Genomic DNA, 24,531 nt, shown 5'->3' with positions numbered 1-24,531 from the left:
TTTTTTAATATATTTGAATTAATATTTAAGTATGCTTAAATCTTTTATTCAAATGTCGGCATCTATAGAGAACTTTTTAAAAACCATATACTCTTTTCGCAATTTAGAGGCAAGGGATACCAAACCAGGCTCTATTGCAAAGGCTTTGGGCATCAGTAATGCTGCTGCTACCGATATGGCACGTAAGTTGTCGGAGAAGGATTTACTTGAATATCGAAAATATCAACCTTTACAATTAACTCCAAAGGGAGAAAGATTTGCGCTTCAGGTGATTCGAAAGCATCGTTTGTGGGAGACATTTCTGTATCGAACTTTTGACATGAGCTTGTTGGAGATACATAACGAAGCTGAATTGCTAGAGCATGCTACATCAGATAGAATGGCCGAAATTTTATGGAATTATTTGGAGAAACCAAGTTTTGATCCTCATGGAGATCCCATTCCCAATGGATATGGCTTTGTTGATTTTGAAAAAGACAGTAAAGTGCTTTTTAAAGCAGAGGAAGGTCAGGAGTATAGAATCATTAGGTTGGTGAGCAATGATGAAGAATTTTACAATTTCTGTTGTGATAACAAGATTGAAATTGACAATGAAATAAAAGTGGCAAAACAGTATAGCAAAAATCAATTGACTGAAATTTCGATTCTTGGAAGACAAATTGTCATTCCAAAAGAATTTTCGAACAATATATATGTAACAAAGGTCAATGAACAATGAACAATTAACAGTGATCAGTTAACAATGATCAATTAATAATGAATAATAAAGAAAATATTAATATAATGAAGATGATAAGACACTTATTTGTAATTCTCTGTTTGCTGGGGATTAGTGAAACTCTTTTGGCGCAGAAAACGGATGCGAATGTTTTTGGAGATGTAAAATCGGAGCAGAGTGGTGAACACATTCCTTTTGTAAGTATTTATTTGGAGGGTACTACCTTAGGAATCACTACCGATCATACGGGACACTATTTATTGGTGAATTTGCCGGTAGGGGAACATACCCTTGTAGCCAAATCGATGGGTTATGAAATTGCCAGGCAAAAGATAAAAGTAGAAAGTGGCAAAACCATTGAAGTAAATTTTGTATTGAAGGAGCAGGTGATGTCGCTTGATGATGTTGTGGTTACTGGAACAAAAACATTCAAGAGAAAGACCGAATCGCCGGTAATTGTGAATGTTTTGGAGAGTAAAGCATTGGATCAGGTACAGGCTTGTAATATCTCTGAGGGATTGCGTTTTCAGCCAGGCTTGCGTGTAGAAACCGATTGTCAAACTTGTAATTATACACAACTTAGAATGAATGGTCTGGGTGGTGGCTACTCGCAAATCCTGATCAATGGTCGTCCTATTTTTAGTCCATTAACAGGATTGTATGGAATGGAGCAGATTCCTGCCAATATGGTGGAAAGAATAGAGGTAGTCCGTGGTGGTGGTTCTGCATTGTATGGTTCGAGTGCCATTGGTGGAACCGTGAATGTGATTACCAAGATTCCAAGTCAACCAAGCTATGATTTTGGCGTGACTACCCAATTTATTGATGGAAAAGAATCGGATGTGATTATGAATGGAAACATCAGCATGCTGAATCAGAAAAGAAATGCAGGTGCATCCATTTATGTGAATCGCAGAACGCGTAGTGCTTACGATGCCAATGGAGACAATTATTCGGAACTGCCTGAATTAAAAAACAATTCTTTTGGTGCCAACCTGTTTTATAAGCCTAGCGAGAATCAGAAGTTGGAATTGAGCTTTACCAGCTTGCATGAGTATCGATATGGAGGCGAAATTGTTGATAGGGCAGCTCATTTGGCAAAACAATCAGAAGAAAGAACGCATGATGTATTGATGGCTGGTTTGGATTATCAAATAAATTTTAATGAAGACAATTCGTCCTTTATTGCTTATGCGGCAGGCCAGTATACCGAAAGAGATCATTATACCGGTATCTATCCTGATGATCAGGACGAAATTGATTTGCATTTGAGTAATCCTCCTTATGGGGATACAGAGAATACGACCTTACAGTTTGGAACCCAATTGAATCATAGGTTGAATGATTTCTTAGGCGGAAAAAATGTATTGACTGTTGGAACAGAGTATGTGTATGATGATGTGTTGGACTCGATTCCTCGCTACAGTTATGGAACAGATCAGACCACAAAGAACTTTGGTGGGTTTTTCCAGTCGGATTGGGAAGTACGTAAAAATTTAAATTTCCTTGCTGGTTTGCGTGTAGATAAGCACAATTTAGTTGATAAAGCCATTTTAAGTCCACGTTTGTCATTGTTGTACAAGTACAAAACCAATACGCAGCTTCGATTGACATGGGGAACTGGCTTTAGAGCTCCTCAGGCTTTCGATTCTGATATGCACATCGCATTTGCAGGAGGAGGAATTTCCAGAATTATTTTGGCTGATGATTTGAAAGAAGAGAGATCTAACTCCTTGAGTGGATCGATCAATTACGACAAGGCAACAGAAAAGTGGATTGCAGGATTTACTTTGGAAGGATTCTATACCAAGTTGGATGATGCTTTTTATTTAGAGCCATTGGAAGCTGATGAATTTGGCGATAGATTCGAAAAGAGAAATGGATCGGGAGCAAAAGTACAAGGAGTCACTTTGGAGTTAAGAGCTAATTACAATAGAAAGGCGCAGTTCGAAGCTGGTTTTACCTTGCAGTCGAGCAAGTTCGATGAGGCGGTAGAGAACATAGATGGTTTGGAAGCCAAGCGTGAGTTTTTGAGAACTCCAGAAAAGTATGGATATGCAAGCTTGTCGTTTACGCCATCTTCAAAGTTCAATGCTACACTTAGCAGCGTTTACACAGGACCTATGCTATTGGCTCATTTTGGAGGAGCGCCAGAACAATCCATTGATGAGTATAAAAAATCAGATTCATTTACCGAGTTAAACCTTAAGCTATCGTATACTTTTAAATTGAAGCAGGTAGACTCAGGATTGGAGCTTTTCGGAGGAATTAAAAATATAACAAATGCTTACCAGGATGATTTCGACAGTGGAAAGAATCGTGATAGCAACTATGTTTATGGACCAGGATCACCAAGAACCTTTTATGTAGGAGTGAGGTTGAAAAGCTGGTAATTCCGATAATATTTATCCAATCAACAAAAGCCGAAAATATGCAAAAATGTTTTCGGTTTTTTTGTTGTTATTTTTTCAGATTTACTTAAATTTGGATAAATGATAAATAAATTATGAAACAAAAACTTAATCAGCATATTCTGGATGAAATGCACAAAGACCTGGGGAATTGGTACGGACCATTTTATTGTAACCGAAAGGATCCCAGGGGTATTGTTCCCAAGTATGATCCAATGTTAGGATATACTTTCAACTTTGCTAGCAAGTATTCTTTGTTGGCAGCAGTATTTATTGTACTGTTGATTATAGCATACAAATTTTTCCTTTAGTAAAGTATTGAGAAGGATACATCAAAGCTTGAATAATAATTAAATTCAAGCTTTATTTTTGTATAGTTGATTATGCATTGTGATCTAACTCAAATTAAATTCTTAATCGGTATACTATATGTTGTGTAAACGACTGTTTGTTTTTGTAGTTTTTATTTATTCTATCGTACTGGCATCTCATGCGCAGTCGGATGGAAAAACTGTGAAGCAGTTGTTTGCAGAAAAGTCTGTTACTGAAGAGATACAGCAGCTTACCCATGATTGTTGGCGATTAAGAGAAGTGAATTCCGATTCGGCACTTGTACTCGGAAGAAGAGCTTTGGATTTGGCCATTGAAAACAACATCCAAACTGAGCTGCCAAAAATATATGGTTTTATGGGAGTAATTCAATTGCATTACCTCTACCAAACCAAAGAGTCAATCCCTAATCTTCAAAATGCATTAAAGTATAGTTTGCAGCAAAAGGATTCGGTACAGTTGGCTTATTCCTACAATAATTTGGGCGATTTGTACCTAATGACTGGTAATGTTCCTTTGTCCTTAAGGTATTCCGAGTATTCTGTGGCCTTGTTTGAACAGTTAAATCATCCGGCAGGAAGATCTTATTCATACGTTAATATCGGCTTGGTATATCGGGAGAACAAAGAGTATGATTTGGCTCTTTCTTATTTTAATGAAGCTGTGGATTTGTGGGATGAATTGGGAGAACGAGTTGGAATTGGATCGGTTTACCGGGAAATTGCTCGCACCTATTCTATGATTGGAGATTTGGATGCTGCAATGAATTATTATCAAAAATCCTATGCTATGAGTGTTGGAGCAGAAAAAAGCAGGTATGCTGCTTTCTGTTTGAATGGGATGGCAAATATTTATTACCAGCGCGAAGAGTATGATAAGGCAAAAGAGTATTATACAAATGCAATTAAGCTGAACAATAAGCAAAATCATGATTTCGGACTTGTAGATAACTACACGGGAATAGCTTTGGTATATGCTCAGAAAGGAAAGCAAAAGGATGGAGAGGAGTATCTTCAGCTTGCTATGAACACAGCTCTTGATTTAGGAGTAACCAAACAAATTATAGAAGTTTCGAAAATTTACATTGATTTTTATAAAGTGCTTGGAGATTTCGAGTTAGCAACTTCAAGTTTCGAGAAGTTTCATGTACTGTATGATTCTGTGCTATCGGTTCAACAGTTTGAGATTATCAACGAAATGGAACGGAGCTTTGAGGTACAATCTGATTTGACTTTTACCGAACAAGAGTTAAAAACCAAAAAGCTGTTGGAGCAAAATTTGGTGATTATTATCTTATTTATGATTGTGATCATAGCCATAATGGTATGGCGATATAGGTACAATCGAAAGATGAATCGCAAGCTTGAGCAGATGAATCAAACCAAAGACAAATTGTTTTCGGTGATTTCACATGACCTGAGAAATCCATTTAATTCCTTAATCGGCTTTAGTGAACTTCTCATCACAGAAATTGAGCGAAAAGATTGCCAGAAGTCAAGAAAGTATGCCAAGTTTATTAATCAGGCGGCAGTTGAAGGCTTGAAGTTACTTACGAGTTTGTTGCATTGGTCCATGTCGCAGTCTGGTAAAATTCATTTTCATCCGGAAGATGTACAGTTTGATGAGATTATAGGTGAGTTGAAAGAGTTTTACATGACGGATTTGAATAAAAATCAAATTGATTTTAAAGTCGAAAATGAAGTTGAACAGGTTTTTATTGATCCAAATATTGTAAGAATTGCATTGATGAACCTTATTTCAAATGCTTTGAAATATACAGAGGCAAATGGTACAATAACTTTAAGCGCCGTTACGGATTCCTCTGCTATTCACATAAAGGTGAAAGATTCAGGAATCGGGATGTCTCAATTGTTAATCAACAACCTGTTTAATGAGAAGAGCTTTACACAAAGTAAGACGGGCTTGAGGGGCGAACAAGGAACGGGACTTGGTTTGAATGTGGTACAAGAGTTGGTTCAGATTCACAAGGGCAAGCTTAAAGTGGAAAGCCAGGAAGGACAGGGAACCACTTTTGAATTAGAGCTTCCCTGTATTCATTCCGGTAAATAGAATCTTTATTGCATAATTGTTGAATAGAATTCCGGTGCTTTTCTGTGCATTGTGTTTTGCTCGTACGAATATGCCAGCTGAATCAATTTTGCTTCAGAAAAAGCTTCTGCAAAAAATGATACCCCAATTGGAAGACTGTGCACAAATCCTGCAGGAACAGTAATGTTTGGATAACCAGAAACTGCTGCAGGTTGACTGCTCCCTCCGCCGTAATGATCACCATTTACTAGATCGATATTCCAGGCGGGACCATTGGTAGGAGCCATTAGCGCATCCACATTGTATTTTTTTAGCGTGTAATCAATGCCTAATTCTCCCGATAACTTTTTACACTTTGCCAATGCTTCCAGGTATTCTTTTTCATTTAAATCACCCTTTTGATTGGCCATTTCTAAGATTTCCTGACCAAACCAAGGCATTTCACGATCCTTATATTGCTCATTGAATTTGATGATGTCATCAAGGCTTTTCACAATAGGGAATTTGCATTTACTTAGGTATTCGTTTAAGTCATGTTTGAATTCGTAAAGCAATACCTCATACTCCTCATTGCCATATTGATTGAGGTTTTCCAGTTCAACATCAACTACTTCAGCTCCTGCTGATTTGATGTCTTCAATAGCTTGTTCAATGATTTTATCCACTTCAGAGTGGAATCCCATCATTGCTCGAATAATCCCTATGCGTTTTCCTTTTAAGGCATCCTTATTCAGGTTTGCACTATAGTTTAATGCTTCATTCTTATCGTTTAGCGTGATCTTATCGTTTTGATCCGATCCGCTCATCACCTCCAGAAGAATAGCGGCATCTCTTACAGATTTTGCCATTGGTCCGGCAGTATCTTGCGAATGAGCAATAGGAATAATGCCAGTTCTGCTTACCATTCCCAAGGTAGGTTTGATGCCAACAATGCCGTTATGTCCAGAGGGACAGACAACAGATCCATCTGTTTCCGTACCCACGGCTGCAACACATAGGTTGGCAGCAACGGCAACTCCCGAGCCAGAACTAGAGCCACAAGGTGATCGGTCGATGACATAAGGATTGTGAGTTTGTCCTCCTCGGCCACTCCATCCACTCGATGAACGTGTGCTTCTAAAATTGGCCCATTCACTTAAATTGGTTTTGCCCAATATTAAAGCTCCCGACTTTCTCAATTGTTTTACGATGAAGGCATCTTCCGATGCAAAATTGCCCTCTAAAGCATAGGAACCTGCAGTTGTCATCATTTTATCTGCAGTGTCGATATTATCTTTTAGTAGAATTGGGATACCATGTAATGCACCACGTAATTGTCCATTTTTTCTTTCTTCATCAAGTTGTCTGGCTAGAGGTAAAGCATCATGATTGATATCAATAACCGAGTTTAAACCGGGACCATTTTTATCAATTTTATCAATTCTATCCAGATATTCTATTACCAATTCTTCACAAGTTAATTTACCAGTAGCCATCAGTTTCTGAAGTTCTGAGATACTTTTCTCGTTGTATTTAAAGTCGTTAAAATTTGGATGCTCGGCAATTTCATTGTTCGAAGTGTTGGTATTGCAGGAAGAAATTCCTAGTCCCGCTAGCATGGGTGCGGCTATTGCTGATAGCGATATAAAGTGGCGACGTTTCATAGTTTAATTGGTCTTAGGTATTTACAAGTAAAATGAATCATTAATGAGAGAAAAAGATCATTCATTTTATTGCATGCATACTGTGTTGTTTCATGATTAGAACACTAAAAGTATTAAAAAAAGAATAATTTCAAGATTTGAATGATTAAAATCTTTATAGGTGAAAATAAATGCTCATTAGGTGATTGTGTCCCTATTATTAGGTGTTTAAGAAGGTGGTTTGATCAACAAAACAAAAGAAAATTTAATTCATAGACGGGCTAAAAGCTTAAAAAATGGAGCTCGTTTAATATTTTTTATAACTTGCATGGGAGCAAATCATTAAAAAAGCCTATACACAGTGCTTGAAATTGCTCAAACCTTAAGACCAGAAAAATGGAAAACAATAATAAATTTACATTTCCTTCTCTTTTTGAAAATACAGTTCAAAAGTTTGGTAATTGCAATGCAATGGCTTTAGTCGGACAAAAACCATTCACATATAATGAGGTTGATGCTACGATTAAATCATTAATGGTATTTTACGAAAAACTTGGAATAGAGCCAGGGGATAAAGTAGCGCTTTTAAGCACCAATATGCCTAACTGGGGAATGGCCTATTATGCAACGGTTTTTATGGGAGCTGTTGTGGTGCCTATGTTGCCGGATTTTAGTGTTGGTGAAATTGAAAATATCCTTAAACACTCAGAAGCTAAAGCCATTTTGGTTTCCAAAGGATTACTTCCAAAATTGGGAAAAATAGAAGCTGAAAGTCTACAATATAAAATTGCTATTGAAGATTACTCATTAATTGAGAAGGATTCAGCAGATTTCAAATTTGATAGTAGCCTTCAATCTAATACAAGATATACTGTTGAAGAGAATGATTTGGCTGCCATTATTTATACTTCGGGAACAACAGGCAATTCTAAAGGAGTAATGTTATCGCATAAGAACATTTGTTCGAATGCAGCTCGTTCTAAAACCATTCATCCAATTGATGAAACAGATCGATTTTTGTCAATTCTTCCTTTATCGCATACTTACGAAAATACTTTGGGCTATGTAATTCCGATGATTGCAGGAGCTTGTATTTACTATTTGGGAAAAACTCCGGTTCCTTCGCTGCTAATTTCTGCATTCAAGGAGGTTAAGCCTACGGTGATGTTTTCAGTTCCTTTAATCATTGAGAAGATCTATCAGGGCAAAGTTCTTCCATCTATCAATTCGAAAGCCATTACAAGAGTTTTGTATAAAGTTCCTTTTTTCAGAAAAAGATTAAATGGCATAGCAGGTAAAAAGCTAATGCAAACTTTTGGTGGAGAATTAACCTTCTTTGGAATTGGTGGAGCCAAGTTGAATTCGAATGTGGAAAGATTCTTGCGGGAGGCCAAATTTCCTTATGCCATTGGTTATGGATTAACCGAAACAGCTCCTTTATTGGCTGGAATTGGACCATCGAAAACCAAATTCCAATCGACAGGACCGGCATTAATGGGTGTAGAATTGAAAATTCACAATCCAGATCCTGTAACTCAAATTGGTGAAGTTTGGGCCAAAGGTGATAATGTAATGTTGGGATATTACAAGGAGCCAGAGAAAACCAAAGAAGTTCTAACCGAAGATGGTTGGTTCAAAACTGGAGACTTGGCCAAAATGGATAAGGACAACTACTTGTATATAGAAGGAAGATTGAAGAATATGATAGTTGGTGCAAGCGGGGAAAATATTTATCCAGAGGAAATTGAATCGGTGATTAACAACTTTAAGCATGTTGTTGAGTCGATAGTAGTGGAGAAAAAAGGCAAGTTGGTGGCAATGGTTCACTTTAACTACGAAGAGCTTGAGCAACAATACAAACATCTGAAAAAAGAGGTGGAAGATTATGTAGATCATACTGTTGATGAACTAATAGAAGAATTGCAGGTTTATGTGAATTCTCGTGTCAACAAATTCTCTCAGGTTCAGATGGTAGTTGCACATGTTGATCCATTTCAAAAAACAGCGACACATAAGATAAAACGCTTTTTATATCACTAAATAAACAAAGGCTGATCAATGGATCAGCCTTTTGTATTTTATTCCATTCTTTTAAGAAAGAGTAGATAGGTTTGAATTAAAAATTAATTTCCCTTGAGCTGATTGTAAATGTTCAGAAGATTCTGTGTTTGATTCACAATGTTGAATTCATTTTCTACACCACTTCTACAATCTAACGAAAGTTGTTTCAATTGATTCTGATCTCTCAATAAGCTTTTTAAAGCATTACAAAGTTCTTCTTTACTATTGTGCTCGTAAATGATTCCACCTTTCGATTTGTCCACAATTTCTGGGAATGCGCCCAGCTTGGGTTGCACCACTGGCACACCTGATGCCATACTTTCCAAAAGATACAGACCAAATGCTTCACCATTGCGTACTGGAACAGAAATCATTTGTACTTTGCTAAAGAAATCGTGACGTCCACTTCCATCAAAATCTTCATGGAATTCCACATCATTCCAAAGCTTGGCATTTTTAAGCTTTTTCTCTGTTTCTTTCAATATGCCTTTGTCATCACCGGTAGATCCACCCGTTAGAATGAGTTGAACATCTTCAAATTCTTTTTCTTGTTTCAGAAGAATGAATGCATCTATCATGATGTCGAATCCATTGGCTTCACACATTCTGGAGATGTACCCAATGTTCCTTGCTTTTTCTTCAAATGCTTTTACCTGGTAATCGTTTGGTTCAACACCCAAGTGATTAATGAAGACTTTATTTTCAGGGATGTCCATCTTCTCTAAAGACACTTTTGCGTAAAAATCAGAAACCGCAATAAAGCCATCAACCGCTTGAGCTTTCTCACTCATTAACTTCCAGATTTTATTTCTGAAAGAATTGTTCATGGCATCCACCCAAACATCTTCATCCTGCAAAGAACAAACAATAACAGAATTGGGAAAAACTTCTCGAAACTTTGGAGCCAAACCTAGCAATAAAGCATTCGACAAATGCAGTACGTCTGGTTGCAGGTGTTCTGCCATCCAACTTACCATTCGGTGTAGCTCTTCTTTCTGCTTGCCTTCTTCACCCATTAGCATGGATATGGTCATCTCTTCCAATCCTTTTGCACTAGTAGAACCTGCCATACTTGCAGCCAATTTTAACATGGGTTTCGAGTTGAGAAGCTTGTCAACCCAAGCAGGTGCTTTCTGGAAAATAGGATAGAGCTGTTTCAGGTAAATGCTGATGGCTCCATAAAAAACAGGAATTTCATTCAAATCATGTTCATCGGAAAACAGGGGAAGGTACATGGGCAATTTGGTTACCTGGTGTCCTTGTTTTTTCATTGCCAAATAAAATTTATCATCGCGTAAGCAATTGCCGCAATAAAAGCTGCCACCCGAGCCAGGTATGATTTGAAGAATGTTCATAGAGAAAGTTAAAAGTGTTTAAGTCTAAAGTTAAAAGTTTTAAAACAAAAAACAGTGCTAAATTGTTAATTCAATTTAGCACTGTTTTTCTGGTATCATGAATCAAGCAACTTGAAGCTACTACTTGTCAAATTGTTTTGCCTCTTCCCAAATTTCATCCATCTCTTCCAGGTTCATCTCTTTTAGGTTTCGGCCCTGTTTAAGAGTCTTACTTTCCAGGTAATTGAATCGTTTCATGAACTTCTGGTTGGTTCTTTCCAGTGCATTCTCAGGATTAACGCCATACAAACGTGCTGCATTGATTAAAGAGAAGAACAAATCGCCAAATTCTTGCTCCATTTTATCCTGATCGCCATTTCGGATTTCGCTTTCCACCTCGTTTACTTCCTCTTTCACCTTTTCCCAAACCTGTTCTTTTTCGTCCCAATCGAAACCAACACCACGTACTTTATCCTGAATACGGTTGGCTTTTACCAAGGCAGGCAAGGAGTGAGGGACGCCAGCCAATACCGATTTGTTACCATTCTTTTCTTTTAGTTTCAACTGTTCCCAGTTTTCCTCCACTTCTTTGGCATCGGCAACTTTGGTATCGCTAAAAATATGTGGATGGCGATAAATTAGCTTTTCACTAATGCCATCACAAACATCAGCAATGTCGAAATCATTAGTTTCCGAGCCAATTTTTGCGTAAAACACAATGTGCAGTAAAATGTCGCCCAATTCCTTTTTAATTTCCTGTTTGTCTCCTTTCAATATTGAGTCGGCCAATTCGTAAGTTTCCTCAATGGTTAGGGTTCTAAGACTTTCGAAGGTTTGTTTTCTATCCCAGGGACAACCTTCGCGAAGTTGATCCATTATATCCAATAAGCGCTCAAAGGCTTGTAGTTTTCTGTCCATACTTGTGTATTTGATAATAGAAGATCAAATGTACAAATTCCAAAATCCAAATCCCAAAAGTCCAAAACTCAAAAACTCAGACTGGTTTGGACTTTTGGGATTTAATTCTTCGGAAATTTTAATTCCAGTCCCAATTCCTTTGCAATTTTTTTTGCCATAGGTTCCAATTTTTCCTGTGTATCCGATAGCAGAACAATTCTTTCGTGTGGCATCATGAGGAGAAGTTTTTGTACCACGTTGGTTTCGTTTCGAGCTATGGAAAGTACTGCCATTCCTTTGGTTTCACGTGTGTGAATAATTTGCAAATGTGTGACTCTCGATAAATCGCACCAAGAACCAAGACGAAGACCCAACAGGCCTGTGTATTTTTTGTATCGCTTATTTTCTGCATCTATCAACAAACCCGAATGGGTAAATAAAAAAGGAATGGATAGAATAATGGCCACGATTCCTTGGTAAGCTTCACTAATTGTTAAGGCAATTCCAATTAAAAATAAGCTAATGCCCAGCATAAAAAAGTTAAGGGGAAGTCGTTCTGTTTTGTAGGATAGTAGCATTGAATATGGGTTAGTTTTGCTGTACTAAGATAAATATTTGGTAAAAACGTATGGATACATTGGAGTATCAAATATGACTATTACTGAATTTAATGTTTAGATGTAAAATATATTTATGACATTATTGGCAATCAAATATTGACTTTATAGATTTTTAATCTGATTAACTTGCCATTATTTCGATTCTTTCATGATCTTTTCAAGACGTTCTATATCTCTATAGAAGTCGCTTTTATTTAATACATCGTCGCCAAGTTTGTCGTAGCCTTTTTTATAGAGTTGTAAAGCCATTTCGTAGTTTTGATTTTGCTCTTCCACTGTTGAAAGCATGAAATAACCATCGGCATAATCAGGATAGAGCTCTATGCTAAAATCGCCAATCCTTTTAAGTAAATTCCAATCTTCTCTGTCTTCTGCAATCCAATAGATGCTTTCAATATCATCCTTTCGTATTGGCAAGGATAGATCATACAATTGCTTTATTTTGGTATACTTGTTTTTTAAATAAGCGAGCAAATCCTTTTCATTCTCCAATTCATCATCAGTAATAAGTTGAAATTCCTGGAAGCAATTCATTAGAGCTTTAGGAAAGCTTCGGTTGATTAGAGAATAGTGTGTTTCTTTTTTGAATTTATTTATGGTGTAAGTTACTTTCGGATCAAGCTGTTTGGTGTGCAGCAAGCTATCGAATTTGGCAATTGAACTTGAATGACCTCTTAAATCATAATCGCTGGTGCTGATGTAATACGATAAGTTTTTATCTGTCTTCCACAGGTTGTTGCTTACTTTTTGAGACAGGCTTGCAGGCATGTATGGGCTAAGCAATATAAAAGCATTAAATGCCGATTTGTTGCTTAATAAAAAATTAGAATAGCTGGCAGTTAACGAGTGTCCAGCAAGTATTTTGTATTTGCCAGCTTTATAATTTTTACTTAAATACGAGATCAGTTCCGTATTGATAAACTTCTCAAAATTTACACCTTTATCTTTAAGTTCGGTGGTTTCTGAATTGTAATTACAATCTTGCCATCTAGCATATTTCTCTGCATTATCTTTATAATTCTGATCAATACCAACAATTACCATTTCGGGTATTTTATTATTTGCCAAAAGAAGTTCTGCATTACCCACAAGATTATAGAACATGTATTCTCCATCGAGAGTAATGGCCAAGGGATAGTTTACATTGCTTGAATCATACGACTTTGGCAAGTGTATTCGAATGGTTCTATTCTCGTTTAAAACTTCCGATTTAAAAATTTTTACCAATGTTTGTTGTGAAAAAATTTGGCTGGGAATTAGCGCTAATAATAGTAAGATTGCTTTTTTCATTTCTTTTGAGTTATTATCTATTACATTTCGAGCGTAAGTATTAGATTCAACTGTAGGTACATAATCAATAAAATTAAGGATAAGACGGTTGAATAGGTTATTTGTTACAGCAAATAATTAATTGTTGTATAAGAATTTATCTCTATGGCATATATCATTGTTTCTAATAACAGAAACAAGGAGAACAGAATTTTATTGTAGAATGCTTTCATTCTATTAAGGATGCTAATGGGTGTTTATCTTGTTGCAGTTCTTTTACTTTAATTAGTTGTTTAGCTAGTTTTATTTTGAGGACTTTATTTTGCCTTTCCTGTAGCTCAGATTGATCTTTGTATGTTTTGCTTAATTTATTTAAGCGGGTGATTTCCTTTTTGTATTTAATTATTGTGTTATCTCGGTTTAATGTTTTAATATTTTTGATATTCTTATTATTTGCTAAGTTTTTATTTAATTGTTCGAGTAATGTTACTTTCTTATTGAGTAATTCAACTGCTTTAGTTAATTCCTTATTTTTCTTTTGAATATGATCATTAGGAATTAGGTGATTTGCATCGTAATCTTGTTTGTAAAGTTTTTCTTTAAGTTGGTTGTTTTGATAGGCTAGTTGTTTGAATTCGTTTTTATAGCTCTTATTTAAATTGGACAATTTTTTAATTTTGCTTTCGAGTTTCATAATTGTAACATTGGTGTTTATAACATTTGTAGCTTCTTTGTTATTACAATGTACAAGGTTATGATTCAGCTGTTCAAGTAAAGAAACTTTAATCTTAAGTTCTTCCAGGTTATCAGATAAATCTATGTTTTGTTCTGCGAGAAAATTATTCTCTGTCTCCAGGCTATCAATTGTTTTTGCCGAATTCATATCCAAGCTATCTACCAATTGAAGTCTTACTTTTACATATTCTTTGCCATCAATTTCGATTTTATCGCCATCTTTTAGATTTTTGTAATGAACCGACTTCTTGTCTCTTTTTAAGAATAGAAAAGGCCTTATTTTTTCATAAATCTTCATTGGAGTAAAATTAATGTGTTGTAAAGTGTCTGGTATTAAATTAATTTATGTGTAGCTATTGGTTAATTTTACAAATTCAACCAAAAAACTACCCCGCGAGGGGTAGTTCCAAATTGCATGTAAGTAATAATTACTAATCTACGGAAGTTGTCTCTTCAGGAAGTTCAGTTACTTCTTTTTTGCTAATTCTGGTTTTGATTACCAGATTGTATTTTTCAACCATCCGATTGATGCTTTTGTTTACTTCGATATAAGGTTCTATGCCGTTTAACAAGGCATTGGCTTCCATGTATTTTAATACTGCTTTATAAGCATCGTAATTTTTTCTACGATATTCAACCATGGTAATGTCAGGAGATTTGGCATCCAATTCGTTTCGCTCCATGTATTGAGCGTCGAATTGCGTATTGAATTCTTCTAATTTATTGGCCCACGGTGTTAGGTTTAGTTTTGTTAGTGCCTGTGTAAGCTCATCAACATCTTTCCATCGGGTACACATCTTTCTAATGGTGCCAGTCTCTTTAATGTAATTGTAATCTCCAATTTTGTCGCCATAATTGTCAATGGAATGAAGCAGGCTTTCGGCAGCCAATAACGCTTGATCTCTTTTACCATCTAATTCTTGTACCAACTTGGTTAGCTTGTTGGCCAATTCTGGGTTATAGAATGTGTCCATTTCTGTGAAAATAGCTAGCAATGCGTCGTATTGGGCTTTTATTTTAAGCAGCTCAGGATCGGCTTTGGCAATAACCTCAAGAAATGATTTAATGAATTGAATCAACTCTATGTTCTGAAGATTGTGAAAATTAATTTTTGAATACATAAATTAGGGGGTTTGATTTAAAAGGTAAAATCTTATGTCAAAACTAATTTATAAAAAATATTGTTATAAAAAGGTATGATTAAATAAAAATTTGATCAAAAAAATCATTAATCAGGAAAAATAGGCTATTAAGAAGGAATTAGGTGTCTTTTAAATGTGGATTGCTGGTGAGATGAACAATGGTATATTGAGGCATTTCAAATGTCATCTAGTATTATAATCAATTAAAAATATATTTAGAATGCTACTTTGGGGAAGCCGGTTTTAAAAAAAAACGCCTTCCCCAAACTGGGGAATCCTTGTTTAAAAAAAAGAGAGCTTCCCCAAGCTGGGAAAGCCTGAAATGAAAAAAAGAGGTGCTTCCCCAGCTTGGGAAAAGCCCATTCTGAAAAATAATGCCTTCCCCAACTTGGGAAAACGCGAATTGAAAAAATAAAGTGCTTTCCCAGTTTGGGGAAGCACTTCAAAAAATAGGATGGGGTTTCCCCAAGTTGGGGAGATATATTTTGAGAATAGAATATAGTCATGGGTGACCAGTAAACCGTAATTTTTAAAGTGTGATCAATTGGCTATTAGACCTTGTGACTTTTAGACTATTGAACTGTTTTTACGCTTCGAATTGTAATTGCTGTTGTTGGCCTTTTGCTGAATCAACTTCTTCAAAAGGGATATAAAAGGTGAACTTGCTGCCTTTGTTTACTTCCGATTCAACGCCAATTTGTCCGTTAAGCAGTTTTATAATTCCTTTGGCAATTGATAGGCCCAAGCCTGTGCCATCGTGAATGCGAGTGGTTTCCTGTTCAACCTGGGTAAAACGGTTGAACACATTATCCAGCTCTTTTTCAGGAATTCCAATGCCGGTATCTTCAACATGAAAATAGATTTTATTGGCTGAAAGGTGATAGCCTATGGTAATTTTTCCTTCCAGTGTAAATTTGAAGGCATTGCTAATTAAATTGGCAAATACCTGCTTTAATCTGCCTTTATCGCTGCAAAGAATAATGTTATCGCTATCGAAGCTTAGTGGGAACATTACATTGATATGGAATTTTTCGAACCTGCTTTGTAGTGCGAGTGCCACGCCTTTTACTTCGTTCAGTAGAGTGTTTAAATTGAACTGTTCGATATGTAGCTCTACTTTTTCCGATTCGATTTTTGAGATATCCAACAAATCGTTAATTATACAAAGTAAATCTTTTCCCCGCTGATTAATGATATTGGTATATTCAGTTAGCTTTTCTTTATCGTGAAACTCACCTGGAATTAAAGATGAAAAACCCAGTATTGCATTCATTGGTGTCCTTATTTCGTGACTCATATTTTGCAGGAATATGGTTTTTAAGCGATCGCTTTCTTCGGCCTTCTCTTTTGATTTGCGCAACTCCTTGTTTTGTATTTTCAATAACTTTTCGTTTTTACGAATAATTTCTTGCGATTCGTTTCTTTCTTTTACAGAATGCAATGTTCTGCGATAAGCCAACCACCCCAGAAATAGCCCTATTGCAAGAATAAAGATGTGAAAGAAAACCAAATCGGATATTTTTGCTTTAATAATTGTTTCATATTTGTCCATAGGTATGGCAACGCTGAATCCTCCTCTAATATCGCCCAGTTGATATCCTTGATTGGCGTGACATTTTAAACATCCTTTTTCAACATACATTGGACGCATATAGCGCAAATATTCTTTCCCGTTTATTGTCTCAATACTGCAGTGTTCCTTGGCTCCTGATTCGAATTGTTTTAACGCATTGGTTTCCCATTCATCGGCTTTGTTCTCGGGTCGGATTGGATTTAAACTTGTGATATGACCAATTTCTCCTGATATTTCCAACTCTAATTCGTGAGCAAGTCTGGTCATGTAAGCCGGATTGATCAATGTTAATTTTTGTCCGTCGGTTGTAGTAACATCTCTTTTTGGTACAAAATTCAAATAATTATTTGGCTGAATTTTATCTGTAATAGGGACATAAACACCCCCATGTAATGTTGCCCAACGACGCCAGGTTAAATCCTTATTTTGATTCCCTGTGGCTTCAACTTTTGCTAGTTTGTAGGTTGTCTTTTTTTCGTTTTGAATGTTCCAAACCAATGAGCTGACAACTAAAAATACAAATCCGATACTTGCAGTAACAAAAAATTGTTTGATGTGTTTTATGTCTTTATTCATAAGTAGTATGGTAGTGTAATGTATTAAAGGTTTAAGTCTAATTTACGATATTAATTAAATAATAGCAATTTTTATGATTCTTGTAAGTGTTCTTTACGGATAGGTTTATTAAAAGTTATGATGTGTGTATTAAGTTTGTTTTAACAGTGTGCGTTTTAACTTCTGAATTTGAGGGGAGTTTTGGGACAGGATGATTAATATCCATATAATAAGGTAGGTATGGGTGTGTTGAATTAGGTCGCAAAAAAGTACTTTATGCGATAATATTAGGAGGTGTTAATGTGCTTTGATCTTGTTTTATGTCTGCTAATAGTGGTGCTTTTGCTAACTATTATCGGATTTTCCTAAACTCCAGGCTTCTGGTTTGTTGGCAAACCATTGTTTTACCTGGCTCCAATTGCCACGAAAAAAATCGGATTCGCGGTAAATGTTTAATGCTGATTCCGACTCCCAATGACTTACCGTAAAGAAAATAGAAGGATTGTTTTGATCTTGTAAAACTTGTAGGTGAGAACATCCTTCGAAGGCCAAAATATCAGCTTTTTCATTCTTTGTCAGTATTTTGAAATCTTCAATATGTTCCTTTTGAATTTCAAGTTTTACAAATCGGATAATCATCGGAATTTTATTTAATAATTTTCAGTGGCATTGAGTTCCCAAATCAGAATTAATAACTAATTTGTGAGCTCAAATGTAATGAATATTGAAAAAACTATATGATAGAAAAGAGTATATCTTTAGGGGTAATTGACCCTCTTGAATTTTATAGAATTAACAATGCAAAACTTGAAGTGGTAAAGGAGTTGTTTCCGAAACTAAGAATTGTGGGCAGAGGAAATGAAATCATCGCAAGTGGAGAGGAGAAAATACTTGAAGTATTCGAGGATAAAATCAATTTGTTGATTCAACACTATAACCAGTACAATGTTCTTACTCTTTCCAATATCAAACGAATTATTCTTGAAAATACGCCAGGCATTCAAGATCCTGATGATCCTGAAAGTGTAATTATTTTTGGTAACAATGGGAAAATTATTCGTGCCAAAACAGCCAATCAGCGTAAACTGGTAGAAAAATCAGCTAAAAACGATATGGTGTTTGCTGTAGGGCCTGCAGGATCGGGTAAAACCTACACGGCAATTGCTTTGGCGGTTAAAGCTCTGCGAAATCAGGAAGTAAAGCGTATTATATTGAGTCGTCCTGCTGTTGAGGCTGGCGAGAACCTTGGTTTCCTTCCAGGAGATTTAAAGGAAAAGATTGATCCGTATTTGCAACCACTTTACGATGCTTTGTTAGATATGATTCCACCAAGAAAACTGGCTGATTATTTGGAGGCAGAAGTGATTCAAATTGCACCTTTGGCCTACATGCGTGGTAGAACCTTAAATGATGCTTTTGTAATATTAGATGAGGCTCAAAATACAACCACCAAACAGTTGAAAATGTTCTTAACTCGTATGGGAACCAGTGGTAAGTTTATGATTACCGGTGATATTACCCAGATTGATTTGCCTCGCAAGCAGCAATCTGGTTTGATTCAGGCATTCCGGATTCTTCGTAAAATTAAAGGAATTGCAATGGTTGAGTTCGATAGCTCGGATATCATTCGTCACCGATTGGTAAAGGAAATTGTTGCTGCTTACGAGAAAGAAGACGAGAGGATAGAGCAAAGGATAAAAGAGAAGAAGCTGGAGGAAAAGAAGAAGGACAGTGATCAGTAGTTCTGAGATGCCAGAACTTTTATCGTAATTCTGATCCCGAGTTTCGGGAGAAGAATCTGTTCAATTTTGAATGAGATCCCTCGATTCCTCGGGATGACTGTATTATATTTATTGGATAATTAGGGTTTTCCCTATTGGATAAATTCAAGATAAATTTTCTGTAACAAATTCCACTTTTGGTCTTTTTTACAATTTTACTTTTATCTATCTTCGCAACTAATTGAAATATCTATTGGCTAATGGCTAACAGCTTTTGGCTTTTAGCTTAATTTAAACCGTTTTATAAATTATTTGAATTTTTTGGAGCAATGAAAGAAGCTATTGTTAAAACAGATTTTAATTTTCCGAATCAGAAAAATGTTTACAAGGGTAAGGTAAGAGACGTTTATAATATCAACGACGAATATCTTGCAATGGTTGTTTCGGATCGTATTTCAGCATTTGATGTTGTATTGCCTAAGGGAATTCCTTTTAAAGGTCAGGTTTTAAACCAAATTGCAGAGCGCTTCTTGGATGCAACTGCAGATATTGTTCCGAATTGGAAAATCGCTACTCCAGATCCAATGGTTACTGTTGGTCATTTGGCTGAGCCATTCATGGTTGAAATGGTAATTCGTGGCTATCTTACAGGACACGCTTGGAGAGAATACAAAGCTGGAAAAAGAACATTATGTGGTGTGCCACTTCCTGAGGGAATGGTTGAAAACCAAAAGTTCGAAAAACCTATTATTACACCTACAACCAAAGCTTTAGAAGGTCACGATGAGGATATATCAAGAGAAGAGATCTTGGCACAAGGAATTGTAAGCAAAGAAGATTACGAAGCTCTTGAAAAGTACACAATGGAATTGTTCCAAAGAGGTACTGAAATTGCTGCTGAAAAAGGGTTGATTTTGGTGGATACAAAATATGAGTTCGGTAAGAAAGATGGTAAGATTTACTTGATCGACGAAATTCATACTCCTGATTCATCTCGTTATTTCTACACTGAAGGTTACGAAGAGCGTTTGGCAAATGGCGAAGCACAAAAGCAATTGTCTAAAGAGTTCGTTCGTGAGTGGTTGATGGAAAATGGATTCCAGGGTAAAGAAGGACAAGAAGTTCCTGAAATGGATGAGGCGAGAATTAACCAAATTTCTGAGCGTTACATCGAGTTGTACGAGCAAATTATTGGCGAAAAATTCGTAAAAGCTGAAGCTACTAGCGTTAAAGATAGAATTGAAAAGAACATTGAATCTTGTTTAAACGAGATGTAAGATTCTTAATATGATAAAAGAAAACCCCGAAATTCTTGGATTTCGGGGTTTTTAATCATTTGATATATCGATTTAGATAGCTTGCTGAGTGGAGTCGTAATAAGGTTGCTGAGCGAAGTCGAAGCATCATCCACCAACACGTTTCACCTGGTAACCTTCTGATTTTAGGATATCCATGATTTTATCACGATGATCACCTTGAATCAGAATTTCTCCATCTTTGGCAGATCCACCGCCTCCACATTTCGATTTTAGCATTTTCCCCAAATCTTTTAAGTCATCCGGGCTACCTACAAATCCTTCAATAAGCGTAACTACTTTTCCTTTGCGTTGCTTTTTGTCAAGCAAAACTTTTAATTTTTGCTGATTAGGAGGAAGTGTTTCTTCTACAAAATCTTCTTCGTATTCGTAGTTGTAATCAGGGTTCGTGGAATACACGATATTTTTTTTCTTTTTAGCCATTTTAAAAAAGATAAAGTTTAAAGTAATTCAGTGTAAAGTTTACAGGATCTTCATAGATCTCCGAACTTTGTAACTGCTAACTGCAAAGATACCTATTTTCGGTTTCTATATTTGTATCTATCGTAAAAATAGATAACGGAGCCAATAATTGGAAGGAAGATTACCAGTAGAATCCAAAGTAGCTTATCTATTGCTAATAATTTTCTTTTTAGGATATCAATAATTGCAACAATTGGCAGAAGAATGGCAACTATTTTAAGTAGCAGCCAAATATTAAATAGAACTGAAGTTATCATGTATTATTTTCTAATCTTTTGTTTCAGTCCAAATATAAAATAAAGTATTGAACCAAAAAACGGGAACAGTAAAACAATCAAAACCCAGATTAGTTTGTTCGAGTTGGTAAATTCACACCGTATAATATCGATTAAGGCAATCAGTGGCAAAAGGAAAATCAGGATCGTAAAAATGATCATTATTACCATGCCAACTCCGGAAAAACAGCAACATTCGCACATGATAAAAAGTTTGAGTTAGATGAAAGGTGTTATCACTATTAAAGTTACGGAATAATTACCTGCTTGCACAGCGTACACACTTTTTACTTTCCGGCATAATCATGATTCTTCCAATAGGAATTTCTGCACCACATTTAATGCATTTTCCAAATTTAGGATCATCCAGATTTTTAACTGTTTCTTTTAAAGCAATTAATTGTGCTTTCTTCTTTCGTAATGCTGCCTCGTTCACACTTTTGTTATTAATGGCATCCATTCGACTAACTCGTCCAATGGCAGAATCTGGAGAAATGGGTTGGGTTAAATCTTTTAGGGTAACAATTTCAACTTCCAGTTTTTCAATTTTTTCTTTTATCTGGTTTTCAATATGCTCTCTATTGTCTTGTATCATTTTGAATTGCTTTAAATCTGGGTCTTTCAAAGATAGCATAAAATATAGATTATACTTTATTGTTGAATACTTAGAAGAAAATGAATTACTTTTGTCTCAGATTCTTTATAATTGAGTTAGCATGACGGTAGCAAATATTCCTGAAATATATATCCAATCGGATGATCGAAAGCAAGACCTGTTTGTTTATGATTTTAAAATGACCAGCGATGTAGTTAAGAGTAAGGTCAATTTAAGCATGAACATGTTTAGTTTTTTGCAGGTTGGTAAAAAGCAGGTTCATTTTGCCGATGCTTCAGTAATGGTGAATAAAGAACAATCCCTGTTAATCCGTGAAGGAAATTGGCTATGGACAGAACTGCTGGACAATGATGATATTTACTATTGTAAGCTTTTCTTTTTTTCAGAAAGCAGATTGAAGGAATTTTTGAAGAAATATCCTATTCAAGATGGAAAGTTAAAAGAGGAAGTGCCTTTTTTTGTGATCGAGAATGATGAATATATCGCTTCGTATATTGGTACACTTTCTAGAATGGCAGCCATGCCATCAACATTTAATGAAAACTTACTTTCCATTAAGTTCGAAGAGATCATGTTGTACCTGATTGGGAAATATGGAGAGAAGTTCGAATTGTACCTTCATTCGTTAATCTCCAAAGAAAACTCACCTTTTAAAAAGATCATTGAAAGTAATGTGTATTCGAATCTCAAACTGGAAGAGATTGCTTTTCTGTGTAATATGAGTCTGTCAACATTCAAGCGCAATTTTATTGCAGAATATGAAATGTCACCAGGAAAGTGGCTTCAGGATAAAAGGCTGCAAAGAGCAAAAGAGTTATTACAACAAGGTGATGTTACAGCTTCGGATATATACCTTGATTTTGGATATAGCAACTTATCTAACTTTAGTATTGCATTCAAGAATAAGTTTGGAATTAGTCCAATTGAAATTCTTAAATAATAGTGGATCCTTTATTTGTTGGTCTTTTAGAAAGGTTTAATTCTCTATAAAGTCATTAATATTTCATTTTGACCTTTTTTAATAATCGAATGAACTTTTTCAGTAAGTATGCTGAAGGAGACTTGCCATACTTTTGTCAGCGTAATCATTAACAATGGTTCAAGACTGAAATGAGCTTTCAGTAGAACTATTGTTTTGAACTGATAAAAACCAAATTAAATAAAAAGTTATGGCAAAATTTATCGTACCAAAAGAGATCTTCTACGGATTGGGAAGTCTTGAAAATTTAAAAGAACTAAAAGGAAAAAAAGCAGTTATCGTAATTGGTGGTAACTCGGTAAGAGCAAATGGTTCATTAAAAAGAACTGAAGACTTTTTGAAAGAAGCAGGAATTTCTTCAGTTGTATTCTCGGGTGTTGAAGCAGATCCATCTATCGATACTGTGAAAAGAGGTGCTGATTTCTTTATTCAAGAGCAACCAGATGTTATTGTTGGTTTAGGTGGTTGTTCAGCTATTGATGCAGCAAAAGCAATGTGGGTATACTATGAGTATCCAGAATCAACACTTGCAGAGTTAGCAGCTCCATTTGCAGTAAAGAAAATGCGTAACAAAGCTTACTTTGTAGCTGTGCCTTCAACTAGTGGCACAGGTACCGAAATTACTGGTCTTTCTGTAATTACTGACAAAGAAAAAGGAACCAAGTATCCAATCGTTTCTCATGAGTTAACTCCTGATGTTGCAATTGTTGATGGTGAACTTTGTGAAAGTATGCCGGCTCATGTAACTGCAAACACTGGTTTAGATGCTTTAAGTCACGGTGTTGAAGCTTACGTATCAAATATTGCTGATCGTTACAACGATTCTTTGGCAAAAGGTGCTATTGAATTGGTATTCGAAAACTTACCAACAGCTTACACTGAACCAAACAACAAAGAAGCTCGTCAGGCAATGCACGATGCATCATGTATGGCAGGTATGGCTTTTACCAATGTATGGTTGGGAATTGTTCACTCAATGTCACATCAAATTGGTGGTACTTTCGGTATTCCTCACGGATGTGGTAATGCTATTCTAATGCCTAATGTAGCTCGTTTCAACTCGAAAGTTACTGACAAGTATGAAGATTTGGCTGCTTTGTTCGAAAAATCAACATCTGAAGATTTTGCACAAGAAATTGAAGCATTGCGTTCAAAATTAGGTGTAGTTGGTTCAATCAAAGAGTATGGTGTTAGCCAGGAAGAGTGGGATGCTAAATTGGATACTTTAACCGAGAATGCAATGAAAGATCCATGTACCTTATTCAATCCTCGTAAACCAAAGTTTGAAGAGATTAAGGCAATCTATCAGGCATGTTACGAAGGAACAAAGATTGATTTCTAATCACAGTTATATCGTAATAGAACGAAGGGTATCCTTAATTATGGATGCCCTTTTGTGTTATTTTAGATAGTATATACATCTAATAAATATGGATTCAGTAAATTGTTTCAGTTTCTCCTTTATTTGTTTCAGGTCAAAGCCAGATGTATAAGTTAAGTTTGTCATATAATCATTCAGCAAGTGAAATGATGAAAAGAGGTGTTTGTACAAGTTTCTAATCTCGATTTATTCTTGATAGTATTGTAGGGAGAGAAATATTTCTGTATTTTTTGCATAAGTAGTTGTAATGCTATATTTTACAAACTCGTTATTAGCAGGAAGAGGTGATTGTTCAAAAACGCTGAGAATCTAAGGGTTTAATTAGATTTATCCTAAACTAAAAAACTGTTTAAAAATACTTTTTTAGTTGTAGGTAGGTATGCCACTTCTTTTTACATTTGGAATAGAAACAAGTGCTGAAATTCAGATATGGAAACGATTGCGAATTAGCATGTTCCAAAGATG

Annotated in this window: 22 protein-coding genes; 9 read left to right on the top strand and 13 right to left on the bottom strand. The window is 35.8% G+C overall.

Annotated elements, in window-relative coordinates:
• The first annotated feature begins 52 nt into the window (after positions 1–52).
• From DF185_RS15460 to DF185_RS15445, 4 genes are all read left to right on the top strand, one after another.
• Positions 53–718 (top strand): metal-dependent transcriptional regulator, encoded by a 666-nt coding sequence (locus tag DF185_RS15460; protein ID WP_110361664.1) that lies wholly within the window; start codon positions 53–55, stop codon positions 716–718.
• A gap of 65 nt (positions 719–783) precedes the next feature.
• On the top strand, positions 784–3,111 hold the full coding sequence (locus tag DF185_RS15455; RefSeq protein WP_207784669.1) for a TonB-dependent receptor: 2,328 nt from the start codon (positions 784–786) through the stop codon (positions 3,109–3,111).
• 113 nt (positions 3,112–3,224) lie between these two features.
• Positions 3,225–3,440 carry a hypothetical protein gene (locus DF185_RS15450; protein WP_110361663.1) on the top strand — a complete coding sequence of 72 codons (216 nt, stop codon included), beginning with the start codon at positions 3,225–3,227 and terminating at the stop codon, positions 3,438–3,440.
• A gap of 118 nt (positions 3,441–3,558) precedes the next feature.
• Entirely contained in the window at positions 3,559–5,529 is a 1,971-nt protein-coding gene (locus tag DF185_RS15445; RefSeq protein ID WP_110361662.1) for a tetratricopeptide repeat-containing sensor histidine kinase, read from the top strand.
• A gap of 5 nt (positions 5,530–5,534) precedes the next feature.
• Here DF185_RS15445 and DF185_RS15440 read toward each other — a convergent pair whose 3' ends face one another.
• The gene (locus DF185_RS15440; protein ID WP_110361661.1) at positions 5,535–7,151 is read right to left on the bottom strand and encodes an amidase; all 1,617 of its coding nucleotides are present in this window, start codon (positions 7,149–7,151) and stop codon (positions 5,535–5,537) included.
• Positions 7,152–7,526: 375 nt separating this feature from the next.
• Here DF185_RS15440 and DF185_RS15435 point away from each other — a divergent pair, with 375 nt between their 5' ends.
• Positions 7,527–9,170 (top strand): AMP-binding protein, encoded by a 1,644-nt coding sequence (locus DF185_RS15435; protein ID WP_110361660.1) that lies wholly within the window; start codon positions 7,527–7,529, stop codon positions 9,168–9,170.
• Between the two features lie 83 nt (positions 9,171–9,253).
• Here DF185_RS15435 and DF185_RS15430 read toward each other — a convergent pair whose 3' ends face one another.
• From DF185_RS15430 to DF185_RS15390, 8 genes are all read right to left on the bottom strand, one after another.
• A complete protein-coding gene (locus DF185_RS15430; protein ID WP_165836046.1) occupies positions 9,254–10,462 on the bottom strand; it encodes a glycosyltransferase family 4 protein in 1,209 nt (402 codons plus the stop codon).
• A 204-nt stretch (positions 10,463–10,666) separates the two neighbouring features.
• Positions 10,667–11,443, bottom strand: coding sequence for a nucleoside triphosphate pyrophosphohydrolase (gene mazG / locus DF185_RS15425; protein WP_110361658.1), 777 nt, complete (start codon positions 11,441–11,443; stop codon positions 10,667–10,669).
• A gap of 101 nt (positions 11,444–11,544) precedes the next feature.
• On the bottom strand, positions 11,545–12,000 hold the full coding sequence (locus tag DF185_RS15420; RefSeq protein WP_133250049.1) for a hypothetical protein: 456 nt from the start codon (positions 11,998–12,000) through the stop codon (positions 11,545–11,547).
• 174 nt (positions 12,001–12,174) lie between these two features.
• Positions 12,175–13,332: an alpha/beta hydrolase gene (locus DF185_RS15415; protein WP_110361656.1), complete on the bottom strand. Its 1,158-nt coding sequence runs from the start codon at positions 13,330–13,332 to the stop codon at positions 12,175–12,177.
• Between the two features lie 208 nt (positions 13,333–13,540).
• The gene (locus tag DF185_RS15410) at positions 13,541–14,344 is read right to left on the bottom strand and encodes a hypothetical protein (protein WP_110361655.1); all 804 of its coding nucleotides are present in this window, start codon (positions 14,342–14,344) and stop codon (positions 13,541–13,543) included.
• A 133-nt stretch (positions 14,345–14,477) separates the two neighbouring features.
• Positions 14,478–15,167 carry a DUF6261 family protein gene (locus tag DF185_RS15405; protein WP_110361654.1) on the bottom strand — a complete coding sequence of 230 codons (690 nt, stop codon included), beginning with the start codon at positions 15,165–15,167 and terminating at the stop codon, positions 14,478–14,480.
• Between the two features lie 607 nt (positions 15,168–15,774).
• The gene (locus tag DF185_RS15395; RefSeq protein ID WP_110361652.1) at positions 15,775–17,337 is read right to left on the bottom strand and encodes an ATP-binding protein; all 1,563 of its coding nucleotides are present in this window, start codon (positions 17,335–17,337) and stop codon (positions 15,775–15,777) included.
• 324 nt (positions 17,338–17,661) lie between these two features.
• Positions 17,662–17,955: a putative quinol monooxygenase gene (locus DF185_RS15390; protein ID WP_110361651.1), complete on the bottom strand. Its 294-nt coding sequence runs from the start codon at positions 17,953–17,955 to the stop codon at positions 17,662–17,664.
• Positions 17,956–18,053: 98 nt separating this feature from the next.
• Between DF185_RS15390 and DF185_RS15385 the strand changes: the two genes are divergently transcribed.
• Both DF185_RS15385 and DF185_RS15380 read left to right on the top strand, forming a co-directional pair.
• Positions 18,054–19,058 carry a PhoH family protein gene (locus tag DF185_RS15385; RefSeq protein WP_110361650.1) on the top strand — a complete coding sequence of 335 codons (1,005 nt, stop codon included), beginning with the start codon at positions 18,054–18,056 and terminating at the stop codon, positions 19,056–19,058.
• Between the two features lie 308 nt (positions 19,059–19,366).
• Entirely contained in the window at positions 19,367–20,314 is a 948-nt protein-coding gene (locus tag DF185_RS15380; RefSeq protein WP_110361649.1) for a phosphoribosylaminoimidazolesuccinocarboxamide synthase, read from the top strand.
• 126 nt (positions 20,315–20,440) lie between these two features.
• Here DF185_RS15380 and DF185_RS15375 read toward each other — a convergent pair whose 3' ends face one another.
• From DF185_RS15375 to DF185_RS15360, 4 genes are all read right to left on the bottom strand, one after another.
• The gene (locus tag DF185_RS15375) at positions 20,441–20,776 is read right to left on the bottom strand and encodes a translation initiation factor (RefSeq protein ID WP_110361648.1); all 336 of its coding nucleotides are present in this window, start codon (positions 20,774–20,776) and stop codon (positions 20,441–20,443) included.
• A gap of 92 nt (positions 20,777–20,868) precedes the next feature.
• Complete coding sequence (locus DF185_RS15370) at positions 20,869–21,072, bottom strand: PLDc N-terminal domain-containing protein (RefSeq protein ID WP_110361647.1); 204 nt, start codon at positions 21,070–21,072, stop codon at positions 20,869–20,871.
• Between the two features lie 3 nt (positions 21,073–21,075).
• Positions 21,076–21,252 (bottom strand): PLDc N-terminal domain-containing protein, encoded by a 177-nt coding sequence (locus DF185_RS24220; protein ID WP_207784668.1) that lies wholly within the window; start codon positions 21,250–21,252, stop codon positions 21,076–21,078.
• A 97-nt stretch (positions 21,253–21,349) separates the two neighbouring features.
• Positions 21,350–21,685: a TraR/DksA family transcriptional regulator gene (locus DF185_RS15360; protein ID WP_110361831.1), complete on the bottom strand. Its 336-nt coding sequence runs from the start codon at positions 21,683–21,685 to the stop codon at positions 21,350–21,352.
• A 121-nt stretch (positions 21,686–21,806) separates the two neighbouring features.
• Between DF185_RS15360 and DF185_RS15355 the strand changes: the two genes are divergently transcribed.
• Positions 21,807–22,646: a helix-turn-helix domain-containing protein gene (locus DF185_RS15355; RefSeq protein ID WP_110361645.1), complete on the top strand. Its 840-nt coding sequence runs from the start codon at positions 21,807–21,809 to the stop codon at positions 22,644–22,646.
• 229 nt (positions 22,647–22,875) lie between these two features.
• Positions 22,876–24,027: an iron-containing alcohol dehydrogenase gene (locus DF185_RS15350; protein WP_110361644.1), complete on the top strand. Its 1,152-nt coding sequence runs from the start codon at positions 22,876–22,878 to the stop codon at positions 24,025–24,027.
• Positions 24,028–24,531: the final 504 nt, after the last annotated feature.

The organism is Marinifilum breve (genome assembly GCF_003202155.1).
GTDB classification, from domain to species: domain Bacteria; phylum Bacteroidota; class Bacteroidia; order Bacteroidales; family Marinifilaceae; genus Marinifilum; species Marinifilum breve.
Note: the sequence above shows the minus strand (reverse complement) of the source record. Positions and strands in the feature narration are given on the sequence as shown.